Raw genomic sequence first — 21,098 nt, 5'->3', positions numbered from 1 at the left:
TGGAGAGCGGCTACCCGGTTCGATTCACCAGGTAGCGAGCGACGCAGGAAGTAGCGCGTAGTCGAGCAGCCGTCCCTGCTCGGTGACCTCTGCCCACGCATCTTGCTGTTCGCCCGTACCGACCGCTGCCACCGCATGTGCCATAGCCGAATACGCCAGGTGGTACGTGGCGTCGACTTCCCCGGTGCCGCGCGCGATCGATGCTAGACGTGTCGGAAGGGGTTCCGCGGTGATGGTGACCAAATGCGGCAACCGCCCCCGCCGATGCCGGATCATGTTGCGGTTTTCGTGACGGATGTTCTGCACCCGGTCGGATCGTATGGTCCATTTGCAAGCAAGCGCGGCGTGCAGCCACGGATGGTCAGTCGCCGTCGGGGTTCCGAGAAGTCCGACCAGGACATCTGGCTTTATCAGGTAGTCGGTTCCCAGTGTCACGCGAAGGTTCGGGTCGTTCGCGATCGCCCGATCGATGGCGGCAAGATGCTGGTACTGGGCATATTTGACGATGCTCTGCCCTTTGCGCACGTCCCAATTGCGCCGCGGATCCAGCTGCGGAAGCTCCGTGGCGAGGTCTGCCGTGACTTGTGTCTCGAGCAAGCCTCCCGGATTGTCGGGCGGCTCGACCGGATCAGGTCCGCCATCGTTCGGGTTCGGGGCGCCGAGGTACTCGAGCAGCTGCGCCGCCAGCCGGAGGCTTGAGACGTTGTCGGTATCGGCGGTGTTCGGTACCCACTGCCAGCCCAGCTTGTTCTTTCGGCTGCGCTTCCACCCGAGCAAGTCCGTTCCGAATGGCATCCCCATGCTGCAAATCTAACCGCACGGGTGAGTTGCCGTGACCACAGTTATCTGATCGCATACGATCGCTCATATGTTCGGACCCCGATCGAGCTTGTCGACCACAGTGGTCAGCGCAGACGCGACCGGCTCGTGCTCCCAGACCCGGATGACTGTCCACCCGGCCGTCGACAACGCGGCGTCCGCTTCACGGTCACGCTCGACGTTGCGCCGGAGCTTAGGCGACCAATACCACTCGTTCGTGGTCGGGAGTCTCCCGTGGTCAGGACACGCATGCCAGAAGCAGCCGTCAACGAATACGGCGACCCGGCGAGCCGTGAACACGATGTCCGGACGCACCGGTCTGCGTCCTGCGACGGCAATTGGGAAGTCCTTACGGAACCGGTATCCCAGCCGATGCAATGAGCTGCGGAGCTCCACTTCCGGCTTGGTGTCGGCGCGCCTGATCGCTCGCATGTTTCGCCCGCGACCGGGCGAAGAGGCTGTCGGTACGCCACTTCGCTCAGGCCCCGGCGGCGGCCCATCTTCTCGATCCATTCCATACCCAGCTTTCGACTGGCCCCGACTTCACGGCATGATAGTCCTTCGCATCCCACAGGGATCGGTCGATACATCACTTCACAGAAGGGCCACCGCGTGACTGAGCTCAGCGTCATCGAGATTTGCGCAGGAGCTGGCGGCCAGGCCCTCGGGCTCGAGAGAGCAGGGTTCGAGCACAAGCTGGCTATCGAGCTCGACCCGATCGCTGCGGACACGATCAAGCGAAATCGGCCGCACTGGAAGGTCGAGGTCGGTGACGTGGCCGATCCAGCAGTGTTCAACCCGAAGGCATTTGCCCCTGACGCCGAAGCACAGGACGGGAGGCAGATCGACCTTCTCGCAGGCGGCGTTCCATGTCCTCCGTTCTCCATCGCGGGCAAACAGCTCGGCGCGAATGACGAGCGGGACCTGTTCGCTTGGGCCGTCGAACAGGTCGATGTACTCAGACCGCGCGCCTTACTGCTCGAGAACGTCCGCGGATTGAGTATGCCGCGATTCGCGGGCTACCGGCAGCACGTACTCGATCGCCTCAGCAAGTTCGGCTACTCAGCAGAATGGCGTCTCATTCAGGCATCCGAGTACGGAGTTCCTCAGTTACGTCCGCGATTCGTTCTTATTGCGATGGCGCCCGATGACTTCCAGTATTTCAAGTGGCCAAAGGGGACGGGCGAGGTCAAGACAGTCGGAGAAACACTACTACCGCTGATGATGGAGCGCGGCTGGAAGGGTGCAGCCGAGTGGGCCGAAAAAGCCAATGGCATTGCCCCAACGATTGTCGGCGGATCGAAGAAGCATGGTGGTGCTGACCTCGGACCGACTCGAGCGAAGCGCGCCTGGGCGGAACTCGGTGTAGATGCCTACGGCGTCCATGACACCGCACCGCCTTACGATAAGCGGCCGATGACGGAGTTCGGCCCCAAACTTACAGTCGAAATGGTTGCGCGTTTGCAAGGCTGGGTCTGGGCAAAGGATGAGGCACATCGTTCCGAGCTGGAGAACTCCGAGAACGGTGAATTCGCCTGGATCTTCACGGGCAAGAAGACTGCGCAATACAGACAGATCGGCAATGCTTTTCCGCCGCCGGTTGCTAAAGCGCTCGGGCAATCCATCGCAAATGCGCTCGGCCATATCGGCAAGCCGAGCGAGCGCAACGACGATCCGCTCGCTGACCCCATTTACAAGGTTCTGCGCGATCAGGCACAGCGAGACCCACACACGTTCCTCACTGCCGCGCAGATCATCCAGCGTGCGAAGCTTTCTATTGACGATCCCGAGATCGACCGCCGGATTTCCTTGCTGGACAAGGACTTCGAGATCATCAAAGATGAGATCGCCAGCGTTCTCGCGTATCGGATCGGTGAATTCCGGGCATTTACCGGGCAGGGCGATCACATCCGGCACGAGTACTACCGGAACCATATTTCGCGCGTGAGCTAATCAACCATGGCACCATATCGCCTGTGGGCGCGCCCCGAGCACTCTCACGCAACGAACGCGTCACCAGCGAGGTATGGGGCGATCAGCCGCGACTCTCTAGATCGGGACCGCGGGCGGCTACGTCGGCCGATGCCCAGTACCCCAGACCCTGGCTTTGCTTGTAGGTAGGTGCTGACGCGCGGGTCTGGCGGGTTGGATCTTCGGGCGGTGACCGATCGGGCGATGCGGCTTACTTCAGCTTGAGCGCGAGTCCGGCTGCACCAGCAGAGAACTCGGTCGAGGTAAGGCGATTCGTCCGGAGCAGTTGGGCGTGCCGCTTTCCGGTTTGACTCCGACCACCGCCGCTCGCCACCCCAATGACTGCAACTCGACCAACAGAAGCGTTCGAAGGCGCGCCAGCCCGCGTCTCTGGACCTACAGACGCCAGAGCGAGCCGGATTGCAGTCGCCCGTTACCGAAAGTGGTACCTCTGTTCACATGTACCTGGGCTGGGGTTTTCGTTGCCATGCACAGTGATTCGGCGAAGTTCTGGCGCGTGGCGGCGGAAGGAGGGACCCTCGGAGTAGAGGATCGCGTTACCCAGGAGCCGCATGACTGTCAGAAGTGACCGTGAAGGTGGCTTGCCGGAGACATTGCCCGCGCTGGAGCAGTTGCCGGCGGATGAGGCTCGGGATCTGTTCGAGTTGATGAGGGCCGCGAGTACGTTCGAGGCGGCCGCGTTGGACAAGTCCATCGATTCGATGGTCTCTGCGTTGCCGCGGCCGCTGCGTCGGGTGACGAAGAAGATCATGTTCGGCGGCAGATGACGGACCTGACTACGCGGGCGCAGTTGATTCTGCTGGCTCGGACGTTGCATGTTCATCCGCAGCGGTTGGATCACCTGCGGTATCTGGGGGCCGATCGGCTGCATGCGTTGCATCAGCAGATCTCGGGGGTGTTGTTCGATCAGCACACGGAGACGTTCCGGCGGATCAGTGCGCTGGTGCCGTTCATTCCGTTGACGATCTCGATTCCGCTGGTGCAGAAGCTGGTTCCGCCGATGATGACGGGGCGGGCGGCGGGGTCGGTGGGGTTGGATCATCCGGGCAAGGCCGCTGAGACGTTGACGATGCTCGAGGCGGGCTACGCGGCGGATTGTGCGCCCTATCTCGATCCGCGGGCCATCGAGCAGCTGGCCGATCAGATGGCGCCGGGGCCGATCGTCGATATCGTGAACGAGTTGCTGCGGCGGCAGGACTACGTGACGGCTGGTCCGTTCTTGTCCTGTGCGACCACGGAATTGATCGCGGCGGTCGAGGCGGGGGTCCGCGATGACGCGGGGCTGATCTTCTCGGCTGCGTTCTCCTACGACGTCGACGTGCTCAGTGCGGTGGTTCGCCAACTGCTGGATGGGCCGCATCGGCGGGTGCCGCGGATGACGCAGACGGTGTTGGCGGGTTCTCCCGACCTGCAACATGCTGCGCTGTCGGTGTTTTCGCGGTGCGCGCCCGATGTGATCCGCCGGGTGGGTGACATTCTGTTCGGGAATGCGCAGCCCGGTGATGTCGCGCGGTTGGTGCGCAACGCGCTCGCGCTCGGGGCGGTACCCGAATTCCTCACGCTGGCTGGGTATCTCACGCCGCTCGGGCTGTGGACGCTGGTCGGCAATCCGGTGTTCAGCGATCCGGATGTCGGGGTGGATCTGGTCGCGCCGATGGATGGGCGCGGCGATGCGGAGAGTTGGCGTGGGCTGTTCACGTTGATGTCGCGGATGGATGACGATGTCAGGAGCGCTGTGGGGTACGCGCTGGCTTTGCTGTCGGAGTCCGCGGTGGCGGAGTTGCCCGCGCGAGCGACCGAAACCGGTTGCTGGCCTGCGCTACTCGATCTCGTGGCGGTTTCCGGGGAGCGGGGGCAGTCGCGGTTCGGGTCGATCTGGGCGCAGTTGGGGCCGGAGCGGCGGGCCTATCTGCATCGGTGCATCACCGAGCTCCGATACGACACCAGGTTGGCCGAGATCACGGCACTGGTCGAGCCGGTGGAGGTGGATCTGCTGTTCTATCAGCGGCGGCAGAAGGGGCGGTATCGAGGCTGACTCGGGTCAGCCCTGCCATCGGCCCCAATCTCTTTGGGCGTGCAGCACAGCGGGGTCGACGACACCCCAGATGCGGATCTCGAACCGATAGTCACCGGGCTGAGGCTCGAGGAGACCTTCCACCGCATGCACGCCGGGGGTCGGAGAGAATACCCGGCGTAGTCCGAGGACATCGGCCCATTGATCGACCACCCGGCCCGGGTGCTGCGAAAGATGGCTACCGGCCTGACCTTCCACAGACAGGACGGCCTCCATGCTGTCATCGCTGGTCACCGATGGCGCCACGAACCAGGTCAACGGCAACAATCCGACCGCTTTGCCGAGTTCGTTGAGATGTTGGGCGACAGCCGCCTCGATCGCCGAGCTCAGCTGGGACAGATTCATGGGTTAGGTATAGCGCGCCGACGCAGACGGGGCGAACTCATGGCTGAGTGCGAGTGAAGCGGCTCCCCCACTCCCGCAGCTGCGCAACCAGTTCCGGCGGGCCGAGAACACGGAAATCTGCTCCTACCTTGCCCAGCAACAGGATCGGCCAGTCGAGCTCGTCGACGGTCATTTCTATGTGGGTGCGGTTGTCGGGGAGGGCGGTGATGGTGCACCAGCGCCCTACCCGGGTGTGGACGTCGGCGGCGGGGGCTTCTATCTCGGCGGTGACGGTGTAGCCGGAACGGCGGGCGCCGATGGCGTTGTGAACGAAGGTGGCGGCGTCGGGGGCCGGGAGGGGGCGAGGGCGGAAGCGGGTGCCGGTGGTCGCGGAGGCGGTGAGGCGGTCTACGCGGAAGGTGCGCCAGTCGTGGCGGGTGAGGTCGTAGGCGACGAGGTACCAGCGCCGGCCCAGGGAGACGAGGCGATGGGGTTCCACTTCCCTGGTGCTGGTGCGGCCGTCCGCGGCGGTGTAGGTGAAGGTCAGGCGTTCTTCGCGGCGGCAGGTGAGGGCCAGATCGGTGAGGACGGCAGGGTCCACGTCGGAGAGGGGGACGGCGGTCCAGGCGGTGGATTCGGTCATGGCGCGTAGGGCGTCGACGCGGCGGCGTAGGCGGGTGGGCAGGACGGTGACCAATTTGCCGAGAGCGCGGATGGACGGTTCGGCCAGGCCGTCGCCCGCACCCTGGGAACCGGCTTGCAGGCAGACGGTGATGGCGACGGCTTCGTCGTCGTCGAGGACCAGGGGCGGCATCGCCGCGCCCGCGGCCAGCTGATAGCCGCCGTCGACGCCGGGGCGCGCGTCGACGGGATAGCCGAGTTCGCGAAGGCGGTCGATGTCGCGGCGCAGGGTGCGGGCCGAAACACGAAGGCGTTCGGACAGTTCCGTGCCGGACCAGGACCGGTGGGTCTGCAGCAGCGACAGCAGTCGGAGGGTGCGTGCGCTCGTATCGGCCATATTCCGATTATCTCGCAATTGCGGTCAGAAACTGGCCGCAATTGGTTCTACCTTGGGTTTCACAACACCGACAAGCAAAGGATCCGGACATGACCACGAGCACCCAGATCGACACCGAGCGCACCGACATCCTCGAGATGCTCGCCAAGCACCGGCACTTCCTGCGCTTCACTGTCCGCGACCTCACCGACGAGCAGGCGGGTCTGCGCCCGACCGCCAGCGAGCTGTGCCTGGGCGGTCTGATCAAGCATGTGGCCGCGGTGGAAGCGAATTGGGCGGGTTTCATCCTCGACGGGCCCGCGGAAGCCCCCGATTTCTCCTCGATGACCGAGGAACAGATCGCGCAGTGGGGCGAGATCTTCCGGATGCTGCCCGGCGACACGCTCGAGGGCATCTTGGCCGAGTACGAGCGGGTGGCCGCACGCACCGACGAGCTCGTGCGCACCCTCCCGGATCTGAACGTGAGTCAGCCCCTGCCGGAGGCCCCGTGGTTCGAGCCCGGCGGACGCTGGACCGCACGCCGCACGCTGATGCACATCATGACCGAGACCGCCCAGCACTCCGGGCACGCCGACATCATTCGTGAATCGCTGGACGGAGCGAAGTCGATGGGGTGATCTCGGCGAACAGGGACTCGGCCGCCGCACGGTGTTCGGTGGCGGCAGCCGGGTCCGTCGCGTCCAGAACGTCGGCGATGCCCTGGTGGGCCGTCGCCTCCTCGAAGCGGTGGCCCAGTCTCGGTGCCAGGGCCAGGGTTTCGCGGTAGAGGTCGAGGGCTTCCCCGGGCAGGCCCGCGAGACGGCAGGTTTCGGCGTAGCCGTTGAGGAAGTGGATCTTCCAGTGGTCTTCGAAAAGGGCGTCCAAGAGCGCGAACGCCTCTCGGTGGCCGGCGAGGGCTTCGTCGTAGCGACCCATTTCACGCAGCGCGACGCCCCGGCAGTTCAGGCACCACGCTTCGTTGTGTTTGTGGCCGTCCTCGCGAGCGAGGGCGAGGGCCTGATCGAGGTGTTCGAGGGCTTGCGCGGGTTCGTCTGCCGCGATCGCTACGCCGAGAGTGATCTGGGCCTGCAGCGAGGGATTGACCGCGGGGATCGCGAGGGCTTCGCGGGCGAGTTGGACGGCTTGTTCGCGGTGACCCAGTTGGAGCAGGGCCCAGGCTTCACTGGCGACGGCGTCGGCGGCGCTGGTCGGGCAGCCGCCGGTGGTGTAGAGGTCGCGGGCTTGGCGGAACAGCTCCAGCGGTTCTTCGATACTGCCTTCGTCCCAGCGCAATTGGGCGCAGCGCATCGTCAGTTCGGCTCGGGGTAGCGGGTCACCCACTTCGGCCACCAGGGGTGCGGCCGCGGCGTAGGCGGCGGCCGCTTCGGTCATCCGCCCGGCGTTGTACCGGGCGAAACCCAGGTCGCTGTGAGCTTCGGCGAGTTGGCGCGGGTCGCCCAGATTCTGTGCGGCGGTGAGAGATTGCTCGAAGAGGGCGTTGAGATGTGTGGTGCCGCACCGGCGGGCGAAGAACGCGCGCATGAAGCGCGGCAATTCGCAGACGTGGGTGTCGGCGCCGACTTCGACGGCGGCGTAGAACACGGCCATCAGGTTGGTGTACTCGGAGACGAACCAGAAGAACGCGGCATCACGGCCGGGGAACCGCGGCAGTTCGGCGGGCGGTGCGCCCGCCGAGACCGGTCGGGTCGGCGACAGGAACGGCATAGCGGCGTCGGCGGCAGCCGCGGTGTGCACGTAGTAGTCGAGGACGCGGTGTAGCGCGCGTTCGCGGTCGGCGGGGGTGTCGTGTTCGAAGGTGGCGGTGCGGGCGTGCTGGCGGACCAGGTCGTGGAGGCGGTAGCGGCCGTCGGCCGGTTGCTGGACCAGGTGCGCGTCGAGGAGATCCTCGAGCATCGTGCGGGCACTGCGCAGCGAGACGTCGGCCACGGCGGCGGCGACGTAATCGGTGAACGTGGAGCCGGGGATCAGGCCGAGCAGCCGGAACAGGCGACGCTGGTCCCTGTTCAGCTGACGAACCGACATGCCGAATGCGGTGTCGAATTCGCTAGCCCCCTCCGACATCCGCTCCACGAGAATGCCGACCGACCAACCCGGGCGATGACGGAGACGAGCGGCCGCGAGGCGCAACGCCAGCGGGAGGTTGCCGCACAGGCGCAGCACTTCGGCGGCCTGCTCGGGTTCCTTGGCGAGCCGTCCGAGGCGTGCGTCACCGCTGGCCCGCACCAGCAGCTCGGCGCTCTCCTCGGGAGTGAGCACATCGAGGGTCACCGGCGGGACCTCGTCGAGCTCGAGCAACCGGTTGCGGCTGGTGATGATGGCGACCGACTCGCCCGCACCGGGCAACAGCAGGCTGACCTGCGCGGCATCGGCGACATTGTCGAGCACGACGACAGCGCGCAATCGCGCCAGCTCCGAGCGCCAACAGGCCGCACGCAATTCGACGCCCCCGTCCTGCGGCACCCGCTCCGAGGGGACCTGCAACGCGGCCAGCAACGCGCGGAGGGCGGCGTCGGGGTCGAGCGGCTGACGTCCGTCGGTGAAGCCGTGCAGGTCGAGATACAGCTGAGCGTCAGGGTATTCGGCGGTGAGCTGATGCGCGGCGTGCACGGCCAGGGAGGTCTTCCCGACGCCTGCCATGCCGTCGATGGCGACCACGCGATCGGCACGGACGGCGGCGATCACCTCGGCCAGTGCCTGTTCGCGGCCGGTGAAGTCGGGCACGTCGCGGGGCAGGTCGTTGCGGGGCGGCGGTGGGGCGTCGGCCGGCGGGCTCGGCGGGGCCGGCTGGCGGCTGGTCTTCGGCGGGGCGGGCAGGGGGTTGTTGGCGCGCTCCCACAGGGGACGCAGCGGGCGCGGATCGCGTTTGACCAGGCGGCACAGCTCGATGACCGCCGGCCACGGCGGGACCGTCTGGCCGCTGAGATAGCGCGAGAGCGAGGACGAGCTCAGGCCGGTGTCGCGGGCCAGGGCGCGCACGCCGCGGCCGGACAGTTCCTGAATCAGGCGCAGGCGCGAAGCGAGCTCGTCCTGCGGGTACGCCCGTGCCGTCTGCTGTTGCACAACCACCGTATTCCACTCCCGTTGTCCCGGCCCGGACCAGAAATCTCACGACCGACAAGCGGGTGGTCAGGGCCGTTTTCAGCTGTCCCACAGTGTCCCACAGCCATTCTGTTCCAGCGCCGGACGGGCTGTTATTGAGTCACACCGCAAGCAGCGGAGAAACACCGAACAAGGAGAACGACATGCAGTCTCGGATGAAGAACCCCGCCATGGTCCTCACCGACGCGATGGGCCCCATCCAGCAGGTACTCAAGGCCGTGGAGACCGGCGGCGTGGACAGCGAGATCCTGGAGCTGGTGCACCTGCGGGTCAGCCAGATCAACAATTGCAGCGCCTGCGTGCACGGCGGCACCACCACCGCACGCAAAGCGGGTGTCAGCGAAGACCGCCTCGCCACCGTGGTCGCTTGGCGCGAGACCCCCTTCTTCTCCGAGGAAGAGCGCGCCGCCCTCGAACTCGCCGAGGCCGCCACGCGGATGGCCGACCGTCCCGACGCGGTCACCGATGAGATCTGGGACAGCGCCGCCAGCTACTTCGACGAGAAGCAGCTCGCCTCGATCGTGCTGATGATCGGCGTCACCAACATGTTCAACCGGCTCAACGCCACCACCCGTCAGATCGCCGGCGCCTGGGGCTGAGGCCCCTCCTCTCGAAAGGAACAGTGACAATGTCCGCGAATCAGCAAGCGAGCAAGAGCAATGCACACGGCGGGTTCTCTCGCTGGATGCAGCACCGGATGAACGCGCGCATGAACCGCAAGATCCGGCGCGGCAAGGGCACTTTCATGGGGATGGACGTGCTGATCCTGCACACGGTCGGCCGCCGCAGTGGCCAGCCACGCGATACCCCGATCAGCTGGTTCCCCGGCGAGGACGACTCCTGGCTGCTGGTCGCCTCGGGCGGCAAGGACGGGCACCCCGACTGGTTCCTCAACCTGATGAGCAATCCCGATCAGGCGACCGTCCAACTCCCCGACCACGACCCGGTCGCCGTGACGCCCCGGGTTCTCGACGGCGCCGAGCGGGCGACGGCCTGGGACCACATCGCGGCCGCCCAGCCCCGCTACGACAAGTACCAGGCCAAGGCAGGCCGGGAGTACGCGGTCGTGCGGCTGGCGGCTACCGCTTGAACGCTCGTGTCGGTGGCGCAACGAAAACAGAGGGCCTGCCGAGGCATTTCAGACTTCTCGGCAGGCACGGGGAACCGAGCCCCCGACGAGGACGCCTCGGCACCGCCACCATCACCCACAGTCAGCGTCGACCTGGCCGAGCTGAATCAGGCGGGCAGCAGTCTGCCGATCACCTCGGCGAGCTGGGCGACATTGCGGCATTCGTGCATGGTGACGATGTCGGTGTAGTCCTCGGCGGCCGAGTCGCCGGTCGACCAGGAGCGCGACGGCTCCGGGTTGAGCCAGTAGACGGCCTTCGCTCGCTCGGTGATCGCTTGCAGCGCGGCCAGATTCGGATCGGTGCGGTTGGTGCGGGCGTCGCCGAGGATCAGGACGCACGTGCGGGGGCCGACGGCGTCGAGGTAGTGGTCGACGAAACCCTGGAGGACCTCGCCGTAATTGCTGGATCCGAACCGGGCGACGCCGCCTTCGCGCACGATGTTCTGCGCGAAACCCGGCGATGGCGGTTCGCCGGGGGTGAAGTACTGGGTGATCTCGGCACAGGTGTCGACGAAACCGAAGCTGCGGACCTTGCTGAACTGGTCCTGCAGCGCCTGCACCAATTGCAGCGTGAATTCGGCGAAACCGCTGACCGAGCCCGAAACATCGGCCAGCACAACGAGATCGGGCCGACCGCGCTTGCGAGCCCGCAGCACCGGATCGACCGGGACGCCACCGGTGGCCATCGATCGGCGCAGGGTACGGCGCAGATCGATCTGACCGCGCACCGCCTTCTTGCGGCGCACCGCCAGCCGGGAGGCGAGCTTGCGGGCCAGCGGGTGCACCAGGCGACGCATCTCGGCGAGGTCCTGTTCGCGAGCGCCGAGGAAATCCGTTCGGTCCGCGGAGTTCTCGACGCCGCGCCGGGCGATGTAGTCGGTGCCGCGCAGTTCGGCCGAACGCAGGCGTGCTTCGGTTTGCACAGCGGCGCGGAACTGGTCGACGCGGCGCCGGGCCTCGATGGTACGCACCGCCGTATCGAACTGCCCTGAGCCACCCATGGTTTGGGCGAGTTGCTCGGAGATCTCATCCGGGCGTAGCGATTTCATCGTCAGGTAAGAGGACCAGCCGGCGCCGGAAGCCTGGGTGACCCGGCCCGCGCTCTCCCCCGCACCGCCGTAGGCACCGAAGGTGTCGAGCGCTTCGCGGGCCAGCTCGGCGGTGTCCTCACCCTGGACGAGGGTGGCCATCAGACGCTCGCGCAGGTCCTCGGCGCTCCCGCTCGGGCGCACGGGTGGCAGCGAGACGCCGAGGAAGTACAGGTCGAAGAGTTGGTCGAAGACCTTGCGTTGACCGTTGCGGCGCAGCAGGCAGGCGGCCAGACCCGAGCGCAGGACGCGGGGGTCGGTGGTGCCGAGGGCTACGACCGCCGCGGCCGCGTCGATGGTTTCGCTGGGGCCCGCGTGAATGTTGTGCTCGCGCAGCAGGGTGACGAAATCGACGAGCCGAGCGCTGGTGGGCGCGAAGCGCGAATCCGTTGCCGCGACAGGCGCCGAGCCGCCGAGGTCATCGCGGCTCGTCACCGCACACTGCCGTCCGTCTGGTCGTCGAGACCGAGGCGGTCGATCGCCACGCGATGGTCCGACTGATACTTCAGCAGGACTCCGAGTGTCGAGCGGACCACGCCGCCGGTCAGCGACCGCGTCCCCAACGCGACCAGAGTTCTCGCCCAGTCGACAGTTTCGGCGATCGAGGGTGCTTTGCGCAGCGAGAGCTGCCGCAGCGCACTCACCGTCGCCACCACTGGTTCGGCCAGCGCCGCATCGAGCTCGGGGACTTTGAGCGCGACGATAGCCTTCTCCAATTCCGCTGTCGGATAGTCGATATGGAGATACAGGCAGCGGCGCTTCAACGCTTCGGACAGGTCGCGGTGGGCGTTGGAGGTGAGGATGACGAAGGGCTTGCGGACGGCGGTGACCGTGCCGAGCTCGGGGATGCTCACCTGGAAGTCGCCGAGGACTTCCAGCAACAGACCCTCGAGTTCCACGTCGGCCTTGTCGAGCTCGTCGATGAGCAGCACCGTGGGGTCGGGATTGCGGATCGCCGCCAGCAGCGGGCGGGCGAGCAGGAACTCCTCGGTGAACACGTGGTCGCGGGTGCTGTCCCAGTCCTCGCCGGACGTGGCGGTGATGCGAAGCAGCTGCTTGGCGTGGTTCCACTCGTACAGGGCACGGGCCTCGTCGACGCCCTCGTAGCACTGCAGACGGATGAGCTCGGCACTCACCGCGGCGGCGATCGCCTTGGCGAGCTCGGTCTTGCCGACACCGGCGGGACCCTCGATCAGCAGCGGTTTACCGAGGCGATCGGCGAGGAAGACCGCGGTCGCGATATCGAGGGACGGCAGGTAACCGGCAGCCGTCAGCCGGTCGGTCACCTGGTCCACCGAGGAAAAGAAGTTACTCATCGGTAATGAGTGTATCGAGTGTTGCCGAGATGGCGGCGACGCGAGCCCCCGTAGCTCCGACGCTGCCGGTTCGGCCTCAGTACGGGTTGTCGGCCACCGCTACCCGACCGTCCTTGATCGCGGCCTGTAGCAGGCGGTAGTCGGCCATGCTCTGATCCGAATACGACATCGCGAAATCGCTCAGAGCCGTGTCGAACTTCTCGCTGCCGCCGATGTAGGCGTCGATGGCCAGCGGATCACCGGAGCGGCAGTGGGCACGAGCCAGCACGCCACCGCAGACGGCGCCATAGTTGGACAGTTGCCGGTGGGTCAGATTGTCGATATCGACGGAGCCCTTCATGTCGCGGAACTGACGCCAGTAGTGATGCACGCCCTCGGGGCCGGTGGCCCAGCCGAGGAAGATGTCGCTCGACGCCTGCATCAAGCGCTGACCGGCGACGACACGATGTCCCTGGTGCTTGTACCGGCTCGCCTTCTGATACGGCGCCAGCACCGACGTGTCGGCCTCCTTCAACTGCAGGAACAGCGGAGCGCCGGACTCCTTGTCCATCAGCAGCGCGATGAAGCACCGGGTACCGACACTGCCGACCCCGACGACCTTCACGGCGGCCTCGACGAAGGCGTAACGGTTGAGCAGCACGCGCATGTGATCGGGCAGGGTGCGCCGGTATTCGGCGAACAGCGCCGTGACGGTCGCCGCGTCAGGGGTGGTGATGGGGACCAGCAGCGGCGGCTGATTCTTGATCCGCGGAATGCCGTCGGCATCGGGTTCGGTGAGTTTGTCCAGTGCCTGCAGGCTGGTGCGCTTCTTGGCCGCGGCGATCGTCTTCTCGGCCAGCTTGCGGCCCTTCTTCTTCTGGACCAGCTCGAGGACCATGTCGGAGTCGACCCGGTCGTACCAGATCTCGAGACTGTCCTGCTCTGTCATCGCCTCGATGCCCTCGCGATAGCCGCGGGCGGTCGCCTCCGCCGCCGATGCCGCGTCCTCATCGGAACAGCCGTTGTTGAGCGCCGCGACCGTGACACTGGCGACCAGGCGTTTGACGTCCCACTCGAACGGGCCGGGCAGCGTCTCGTCGAAGTCGTTCACATCGAACACGAGATTGCGTTCAGGAGTGCCGAAGAGCCCGAAGTTCGACAGGTGCGCGTCGCCGCACAGTTGCACGATGAGCCCGGTATCGGGACCGGATCCGAGGTCATTGGCCATGATCGCCGCGGCACCCCGCAGAAAGGTGAACGGCGACACCGCCATTCGCGCCATCCGGATCGGCACCAGACTCGGCACCCGCTTCGCGTTCTGCTTCAGCAGAATCGCCACCGGGTCCTCCCTGCCCGGCTCCGGTTTCCACTCCCCCATCGCGGTACGAGAAACCCGCTTCCGCGCCGCTTTACCGACCTCCGCCGCCTGCCGATCGAAATCCTCAACCGTCGTCATCGAGCAAGTCTCGCGCTACCTGCCGTGTGCTGCAAGCATCGCCGGGTTACTGTGCGGCGACAACTTTGCAGCTACCTCACGGCAAGGGAATCCGAATCCGGCGGCTCGACGTCACCTCCTCGCCGTCGGTACCGACAGAAATTCCGATCAACTGATTTCCCTGAACGGTGAATGCCATCACCGAGGTGACCTTCGCCGGGATCGCATCGGTGACGACAAGGGACCCGGTATCGAACACGGTGATGCCGTTGCGCGAGGAGGTGACAACCGCGCGATCACCGAACAGCTCGGCCTGCCGCACTTGATCGCCGACAAAGGCCGTTGCGCGAACGTCGAGCTCGGGACCGAGCAACCGGACGATCCCATCGGCGCCGACCATGAAGATCGCGCCGGTGCGCGCGACGTAGGCAACCGACGGGGTCGAGCCGACCGGCAGCTGTTGCGCCCAGAATCTCACGGAAGCGTGCGCGTTCAGGTCGACGACCGCGACTTGGCCGCCGGTCGTCGACACCACGAGGGAGCGGCCGTCAGGAGAGATGTCGGCGTCGGCCACTTGATACCGGCTGTCGAGCCAGCTCATCTCGATCGCGCGAACGCTGCCGTCGACACCGAGCAGCCGCACCGTTCGACCGCCTGCCGCCACGAACGTCTTCGAGTCCGAACCAGCCCGAACCGAGGCGACCTCATGACGGTCGACCGCTGCCACCAGCGAGGCACTACCCCGCTCATCGATGCGCACGATGCCGTGGTCGGTGCCGATCACGGCGACACCGCCGATTGTCAGGGCAAGGGGGCTGAGCGCCTCGCTTCCCACGTGGCCGGTGACCACCCCGGTGGCGGTGTCGACGACCGAACCGTCGCGCCGGATCGCGAATTCCGTGGTCGGCAAGGCGATCAGCGCGGTGGCATCGTCGATTTCGCGCACCTCGATACGCTCGCCCGGCATCACATAGAGCCACCCGTCCGGGGTGACAACCGCTGTTCGGGCGCCGACCGTGTCGACCACCGGGACGTACCGGTTGACGCCCCAAGGAAGGTAGGGCGTCGGACCACCACCGAAAGCCCGACCGCTCGGCCCTGAGACGTAGGTGCCCCACGCGGTCCCGTCCGGGTTGCAAATGGGCGGGTAGATGAAGAACGGCACGTCCTCGGTGGTCACCCGCCCACCGATCCGGGCGAAGCTCGTGTCGGACAGTCCACGTTTCGGCGTGACGCCGAAGACGTTCTCCCCGCAACGAGAGATCATCGCACCGCGTTCGTCCACGTCGACCTCCGCAGGCGGCACGAGCTCGTGCGCGCCGGAGTCGACGAATTCGGTCTCGGTGAAGCGGGCGGAGTGCAGGTTTCCTCGACCGTCGAGATAGTCGACGACGCGGCGACTCTCATCGATTGCGAGCGCCTTCGCGACAGTCGGCAGCCGATAGGTCGTCCCACCGATCGGGTTCGCAACGTCTCGGAACGCCGTCCGGCGCAACTGCGGCCACTCCGCGCTTGCCGCGACCCAGACGTGCTCGCCGTCAGCGGTGGCGACAAAGTTGACGTTGCCGGTCACTTCCTCGACTCTGCCACCAACGAAGTCCGCGACGAGCAGGAAGACGCCGTCGCCGAGCACGACCCGCTCGCCCGTACGGGAGACCGCGATCGATGTGATCGAGCGTTCACGGAGGCCGATCGACGCGATTTCGCGTCCGCTGCGCGCGTCGATCTGGTAGATCCCGGTGCGGGTGTAGGCCACGATGATCGGGGCGTCCGCCGCCCACTGGGCGCCGACATACTCACGATGCGCTATCGAAAACGATTGCAGCCGTTCGTTGTTCGCGTTGGCCACATTCAGTGCTGACGTCGCGGCCACCGTCGGCGCGAAATCGGCTGCTCGTTGCGCCAGTGCCAACGCCTGACTCGTGTCGTCCTGATCACGTGCCTGCGACGCGGTGTTCAACGACATCGACGTATTCGCCGAACGAGTAGCCGAATCTCGCTGTCGCACCGCGACGCTCAGCGCGATCAACCCGACAACAGCACAGACGGCCAACACCGCCGTGAGCACCGTCGCCGATCGAAGGACTCGCCGGCGGACCCGGTTCGCGTTGTCGATGGCGCGCTCAGCCACGACCCCAAGTCGCTCACCGACCGTGATCCCGGCGGTGGCGGCGTCGGGACCGAGAATCGTCCTGGCGTCGTCGGCGTCTGCTCGACGGAACCAGCGCTCGACCAGCCCGGGTGAGTGCGGGCCGGTCGACTCCATCCGCTGGATGAGCCGCGCGTGCGCACCGGTGATGTGGCGTCTCGACGCCAGCGGTGCGGCCAACGTGACGACGTCGGTGATGCCGGGCCGGTGGAATTCGACCCACTTTCCCCAGCTCGTGAGCGTGTCGAATTCCCTGGCACAGTTGGGCGAGGCCCACCACCGCGCAGTGTCGATCACCACGACGAGATCGGCCGCCGCGAACTCCGCCTCGATGACCTGCCAATGATCGGCGCCAAAGGGCACCGCGATGCCGTCGGCGTCTGCCCCGAAGTCGCCGGTCTCATCGATCCAGACCGTGTGCCCCGCGGCGAGAAGTTCGTTACGCACCTGGTGCGCGAGTTCGGTGTCGAGATGCGAGTACGAGATCGCGATGTCAGCCATGGTGTGGCTCTCCCCCGAGGTCGAATACGGAAACTTCCGCTGCGGTCGCCTCGCGTGGTGATCGGTGGCTGGCCACCGAGCTGCCGAGCTCGAGCTTGCGCACGGTCCCGATCCCGGTGACCAGCATGAGGCCCCGCGCGTCCTCGGTGAAAGCCGCATCGGTCACCATCACCGATCCGAGGCTCGGCTCACGCAGGAGTTCGGTTCCGCGCTGCGCGTCGACCACGACGATCCCCCGTTCGGTCATCACCGCGATGCGCTCGCCCGACGACGACACACGCAGCGCGAACGGCGCGGCCTCCGCACCGATATTGGCGACGATCCGTGTCCGGCCCGAGCGCAGTGCCACGATGTCACCGCCCGCTGTCACGAAGTACATGTGACCGAGGTCGATCACCTCCGCCGCGGCGATGGTCATCGCCCCGGCGCCCAGATCCACCGGGCCCGCCAGCTCGTACTCCGCACCGGTCAGAGTCCGGAGATAGCCATCGGCGGTGACCGCGCTCGCCTCCCCGGCGGCGGCGAAGACCGCGACCGGCGCGCGTTCGACATCGAAGCGATGACTTCGGTTCGTCGCGCTCGATATCTCGACAGATCCCACGGTGAGGCTGTCTGCCACGCCCACTATCGACCCGTCGTCGCTGAGATCGCCGATTCCCCGCTTACCCGCACCGATGGCCATGGGGATCGGACCGCCCTTGGCCTGCTTGCACTCTTCGCTGAGCGATCGTGGTTGCTCGACGAAGGCACACACGCGCGTCCGCTTCGTACCTACGGTCGCGATGTATCGGCCGTTGTCGGAGAGAAAGACGTCGGTATCGAGTCCGCCGAAGTAGGGTTTCGTGCTGACATCGGCCATCGTCGCGCGGTCGACCAAGCGCGCGTACCCCGGCAGGATCGTCGTCGGATACAACCCGGCAACCGCGTGACGGATCTGATTGCGAGCCGAGCCGAGCGGCGAGGTCTCGACCAGGTGGCTGGTCATCCGCGCGGAACTGCTCACGATGCCCATGCCGGTCGGGACGCCGAGTCGCGCGCTCGCCGGGGTGTCCCAGATCCGCAGATATTGGTCCACCGCGACAGTCGCCACCTGTCCTGTCGACAACGCGGCCAGCTGAACCCTGCCCGCGGTGTGCGCGCGCACTTGCTGGATCGCGTCGGTGGTGTACTCGGCGGCGACCAGACTGATCGAACCGCCCGGATGGCCGACCAGCTGATACTGGCTGTCGACATCCAGGATCGACGACGCGAACGCGTCGAAATCGGTGGCGCCGGCCTTGCCGGAGCCGTCGTCGAGCTCGAGGTCCCACAGATTCCCATCATCGGCGATGCCGAGCGCGCGGGTGCCGTCATCGTTCACCTGTAATTTCGAGATCCCGTGCGCGTCGACAGTTCCGGTGACCGCACCGGTCTGCGCGTCGACCAGGAACACCGACTCCTGGGTGGCGACGGCGAGATGACGGCCGTTGCGGCTGCGGTCGGCGGCCTCGATGACCGTGCCCGGTGGAGCCGCGAAAGCTTCGACGCTCGCCCCGGTTCGAGCGTCGATACGCAGCAGCGACGAGTTCCTGGCGAGCAGTACCTCGTCGTTGTCCCACCAACCGAGCAGCCGATCGTGATCGGTGCGCCAACCGGTGGGTTGTGTCAACTGTTCGCGCGCTGCGACGTCGAAGACCTTGATCGGTCCGGGCAGACGCTCGGTGGTCACCAACAGCTCGCCGTCCGGGCTGAGTTCGCCGAAGCCACCGCCCAGTTCCCCGCTACCTTCGTGATAGTCGAAAACCCCGATCTCATTGCCACCGGGGGCGTCGTAAACCCGGATGGCTGTCTGGTCGTACGCGGTGATCGCGATGCGCGTCGAACTCTGCGCGGCGCTCACCGCACGCGGCAGGTAGTCGAGCCGGACAGCGGTGTGCGGCCAGGTCTGCGCCGCGACCGCTGCGGCCACACCACGGACGGCGTCGGTCGCGGCATGCTGCTGGGCCCGTCCGACCAGAATGCTCGGCAAGTCGGGATCCGACCCGATCAGCTCGACGGCGACGCGACTCAGACGGTCGGCCGTCGCGGCGTCGGCGGCTCGGTCGGCGGCCGACTGTGCTCGACGCGCTCCCACGGTCTGCACGGTCGCGAAAGTGACGAGCGCGGCCAACGCGACGATGGTCACCGCGAGCACAGCGCCTGTTCGACGGCGACGCCGTGCGACCGCCGACGAGCTCGCCGCGACGAACGCGCGCACCGTCTCGAGATGGGGTGACGATCGGGCGGGGACGGACCGAAGGAGCCCGCGGGTCGCCGACAGCGCCGACTCGTTCAACAGCGCCGTCGACTCGGCCGTTCGCCACTTCGAGGCCTGGTCGACGAGTCTGGCCCACTCGACGATATCGGCGCCGCCGTAGCGGGCGATCGCGGTTACCCGCTTGGCGGCATCACTGACCGTGACCCGACGCAGGTAGCACGGATTGAGTTGGTCGAACGGCTCGGGCACGTCGGGGACGTAGGCCATCGGCACCACCGTGCGGTAACGACTGGTCGCCTCGGTCAAGAAATCCTTGCCGGTCCGCTCGACCTCGTCCGCCATCGCCTCGCTGAACACCACGACCAGCGCCGCATCCGGCGGCGGCTCCGCCCGGGGGGCACCTGTTCTCACCCCTTCCGCACCGAAGGCGGTCAGTAGCGGCTGGATTCGGTCCGCGTCTTCGGGCCGGTGGAGCACGTCGATTCTGATCACGTCGAGTACCTCAATGCCTCACGATTTCTGCCCGGCAGGTCGAGTCAGATGGAAAATGTTCCTGTACAACAGATTTCATCGGCATAGTACGAGTTATGTCGACGTGCGGACGGCGTTCCGGCCGGTAACATCGGGATTGTTTCGGCCGCAGACCACCCCCGGGTCGTCTATTCTCGACGGCACAGCTGATCCACTCTGCCGCAACAGGATTGAACCGAACGGTCGCTTTCCGGGACGGCAGCGATCCCTCTCGCGGTCCCATCGGAGAAACCATGAGCACCCAGATCGACACGCCGGTCCGCCCTGACCACGGCGACGATGACGTCGCCTGGGAACGTCTGACCGGGCAGTTGACGTGGTATAGCACCAAGGCCGCGGCCGCTCAGCGCGTATACAAGCGGATCAAGCTAGCGCAGATCGTGATCGGCGCACTGCTCCCGGTCGCGGCACTGGCCGCCCCCGCTGTTATCACCGCAACCATCGCGGCGGCCGTCGTGGCGGCCGAGGGAGCCCTGCAGCTGTTTCAGTGGCAGTCGAACTGGATTCGCTATCGCGCGACGGCTGAGGCGCTCAAACGCGAGAAATTCCTGTATCTGGCCAAGTCCGGGCCCTACCGTGACGGCGGGCGCAAGCGGGCACTCGCCGATCGCACCGAGGCGATCATCGCCGCGGAGACGTCGTCATGGGTCGCGCTGTACGAAGAGGCCGACGAGTCGCAGAAGTAGCTATTCACGTTCGGCGGATTCGACGATCCGAGCACGGAGAGCGGCCGCGACGGCGACGGGGTCCGCGATCGAGACGACCGTGGTGAGCGGGGAGTCCGCGATCGCCAGGGCGCGCTCGTTCGTCCCGGTCAACCTGGCATCGGCGATCTCGTCGGCCGTTCGACCCGATCCAGCGAGCACAACAGCCGCCCTACCCACCGCCAAACTGTTGCGCACATCCACGTAGGCGATGGCCCCGCCGTTGACGAGCATCGTCACCGAGCCCGCACGGCCCGCGATCGCCGTGGCCACCGCCGCCAACCACGGGGACTCGTCACCCCATTGCGAGCCCGGCACCAGCACGATATCGGTGTGCCCCGGCTCGACGTGCGCCCAATCCGGGCTTCGCGGTGGGGGCGCTCCGGGTAACCGCACTGTGCCTTCGGCCACCACGCCGACCAGTCGGAATGTCGCGTCCGCCGCGCGCCGCGCATCACCGACCATGCGCATCACACCCGCGTCGGTGCCGCCGTCGACGACCACCGCGCCGAGCTGTTCGACCAGTGGCACGACGTGCTCGACGAGGAGACGGGCCAGCGGACTGTCGGTGTCGACGGGCAGCCCGGCGGCACCGCCGACCAGCACGAGGACCGGGCGACCGAGCGTCAGCGTGGTCCGTCGCAAGGATTCGCCGATCTCATCGAGCGAATTCAGGGTGGTGATAGTTGGCGGGGACACGGCGC

At 66.5% G+C, this 21,098-nt stretch carries 18 protein-coding genes; 7 read left to right on the top strand and 11 right to left on the bottom strand.

Going from position 1 to position 21,098, the window contains the following annotated elements:
- Positions 1-24: 24 nt before the first annotated feature.
- On the bottom strand, positions 25-801 hold the full coding sequence (locus ACFTS5_RS00135; RefSeq protein ID WP_378626279.1) for an NgoMIV family type II restriction endonuclease: 777 nt from the start codon (positions 799-801) through the stop codon (positions 25-27).
- Between the two features lie 63 nt (positions 802-864).
- Positions 865-1,251, bottom strand: coding sequence for a very short patch repair endonuclease (locus ACFTS5_RS00130; protein WP_378626277.1), 387 nt, complete (start codon positions 1,249-1,251; stop codon positions 865-867).
- 180 nt (positions 1,252-1,431) lie between these two features.
- Between ACFTS5_RS00130 and ACFTS5_RS00125 the strand changes: the two genes are divergently transcribed.
- The 3 genes from ACFTS5_RS00125 to ACFTS5_RS00115 all read left to right on the top strand — a co-directional run bounded on the left by ACFTS5_RS00125 (position 1,432) and on the right by ACFTS5_RS00115 (position 4,846).
- Positions 1,432-2,772, top strand: a complete 1,341-nt coding sequence (locus ACFTS5_RS00125; RefSeq protein ID WP_378626276.1) for a DNA cytosine methyltransferase — start codon at positions 1,432-1,434, stop codon at positions 2,770-2,772.
- 590 nt (positions 2,773-3,362) lie between these two features.
- Positions 3,363-3,578, top strand: coding sequence for a hypothetical protein (locus tag ACFTS5_RS00120; protein ID WP_056812051.1), 216 nt, complete (start codon positions 3,363-3,365; stop codon positions 3,576-3,578).
- Positions 3,575-4,846, top strand: coding sequence for a hypothetical protein (locus tag ACFTS5_RS00115; protein ID WP_378626274.1), 1,272 nt, complete (start codon positions 3,575-3,577; stop codon positions 4,844-4,846). The genes ACFTS5_RS00120 and ACFTS5_RS00115 overlap by 4 nt, the downstream gene beginning before the upstream one ends.
- Before the next feature lie 6 nt (positions 4,847-4,852).
- Here the strand turns inward: ACFTS5_RS00115 and ACFTS5_RS00110 are convergent, their stop codons facing one another.
- Together ACFTS5_RS00110 and ACFTS5_RS00105 are read right to left on the bottom strand one after the other, a co-directional pair.
- A complete protein-coding gene (locus ACFTS5_RS00110) occupies positions 4,853-5,230 on the bottom strand; it encodes a hypothetical protein (RefSeq protein WP_378626273.1) in 378 nt (125 codons plus the stop codon).
- Between the two features lie 37 nt (positions 5,231-5,267).
- Positions 5,268-6,227 carry a helix-turn-helix transcriptional regulator gene (locus ACFTS5_RS00105; protein WP_378626272.1) on the bottom strand — a complete coding sequence of 320 codons (960 nt, stop codon included), beginning with the start codon at positions 6,225-6,227 and terminating at the stop codon, positions 5,268-5,270.
- An 89-nt stretch (positions 6,228-6,316) separates the two neighbouring features.
- Between ACFTS5_RS00105 and ACFTS5_RS00100 the strand changes: the two genes are divergently transcribed.
- Positions 6,317-6,844, top strand: a complete 528-nt coding sequence (locus ACFTS5_RS00100; protein WP_378626271.1) for a DinB family protein — start codon at positions 6,317-6,319, stop codon at positions 6,842-6,844.
- On the opposite strand, the gene ACFTS5_RS00095 is transcribed toward ACFTS5_RS00100, so the two are convergent.
- Positions 6,804-9,293, bottom strand: coding sequence for a tetratricopeptide repeat protein (locus ACFTS5_RS00095; protein ID WP_378626270.1), 2,490 nt, complete (start codon positions 9,291-9,293; stop codon positions 6,804-6,806). The two genes, ACFTS5_RS00100 and ACFTS5_RS00095, sit on opposite strands and share 41 nt — an antisense overlap.
- Before the next feature lie 176 nt (positions 9,294-9,469).
- Here ACFTS5_RS00095 and ACFTS5_RS00090 point away from each other — a divergent pair, with 176 nt between their 5' ends.
- Together ACFTS5_RS00090 and ACFTS5_RS00085 are read left to right on the top strand one after the other, a co-directional pair.
- The gene (locus ACFTS5_RS00090) at positions 9,470-9,925 is read left to right on the top strand and encodes a carboxymuconolactone decarboxylase family protein (RefSeq protein ID WP_378626269.1); all 456 of its coding nucleotides are present in this window, start codon (positions 9,470-9,472) and stop codon (positions 9,923-9,925) included.
- A gap of 29 nt (positions 9,926-9,954) precedes the next feature.
- Positions 9,955-10,416, top strand: a complete 462-nt coding sequence (locus tag ACFTS5_RS00085; protein ID WP_378626267.1) for a nitroreductase family deazaflavin-dependent oxidoreductase — start codon at positions 9,955-9,957, stop codon at positions 10,414-10,416.
- 146 nt (positions 10,417-10,562) lie between these two features.
- Here the strand turns inward: ACFTS5_RS00085 and ACFTS5_RS00080 are convergent, their stop codons facing one another.
- From ACFTS5_RS00080 to ACFTS5_RS00060, 5 genes are all read right to left on the bottom strand, one after another.
- A complete protein-coding gene (locus ACFTS5_RS00080) occupies positions 10,563-11,978 on the bottom strand; it encodes a VWA domain-containing protein (RefSeq protein WP_378626266.1) in 1,416 nt (471 codons plus the stop codon).
- A complete protein-coding gene (locus ACFTS5_RS00075) occupies positions 11,975-12,859 on the bottom strand; it encodes an AAA family ATPase (protein ID WP_378626264.1) in 885 nt (294 codons plus the stop codon). Before ACFTS5_RS00075 ends, ACFTS5_RS00080 begins: the two co-directional genes overlap by 4 nt.
- A gap of 76 nt (positions 12,860-12,935) precedes the next feature.
- Positions 12,936-14,294, bottom strand: coding sequence for a DUF2252 domain-containing protein (locus tag ACFTS5_RS00070; RefSeq protein ID WP_378626262.1), 1,359 nt, complete (start codon positions 14,292-14,294; stop codon positions 12,936-12,938).
- Positions 14,295-14,370: 76 nt separating this feature from the next.
- Positions 14,371-16,923 carry a TIR domain-containing protein gene (locus tag ACFTS5_RS00065; protein WP_378626260.1) on the bottom strand — a complete coding sequence of 851 codons (2,553 nt, stop codon included), beginning with the start codon at positions 16,921-16,923 and terminating at the stop codon, positions 14,371-14,373.
- The gene (locus ACFTS5_RS00060; protein ID WP_378626258.1) at positions 16,916-19,651 is read right to left on the bottom strand and encodes a WD40 repeat domain-containing protein; all 2,736 of its coding nucleotides are present in this window, start codon (positions 19,649-19,651) and stop codon (positions 16,916-16,918) included. The genes ACFTS5_RS00065 and ACFTS5_RS00060 overlap by 8 nt, the downstream gene beginning before the upstream one ends.
- Positions 19,652-19,923: 272 nt before the next feature.
- On the opposite strand from ACFTS5_RS00060, the gene ACFTS5_RS00055 reads away from it, so the two are divergent.
- The gene (locus tag ACFTS5_RS00055; protein WP_378626257.1) at positions 19,924-20,376 is read left to right on the top strand and encodes a DUF4231 domain-containing protein; all 453 of its coding nucleotides are present in this window, start codon (positions 19,924-19,926) and stop codon (positions 20,374-20,376) included.
- Here ACFTS5_RS00055 and ACFTS5_RS00050 read toward each other — a convergent pair whose 3' ends face one another.
- Positions 20,377-21,093: a hypothetical protein gene (locus ACFTS5_RS00050; protein WP_378626255.1), complete on the bottom strand. Its 717-nt coding sequence runs from the start codon at positions 21,091-21,093 to the stop codon at positions 20,377-20,379.
- Positions 21,094-21,098: the final 5 nt, after the last annotated feature.

Origin of the sequence: Nocardia sp. NPDC056952 (genome assembly GCF_042674185.1) — a bacterium.
Classification (GTDB): Bacteria; Actinomycetota; Actinomycetes; order Mycobacteriales; family Mycobacteriaceae; genus Nocardia.
The sequence above is the reverse complement of the archived record's forward strand: the minus strand, read 5'-3'. Positions and strand labels throughout refer to the sequence as shown.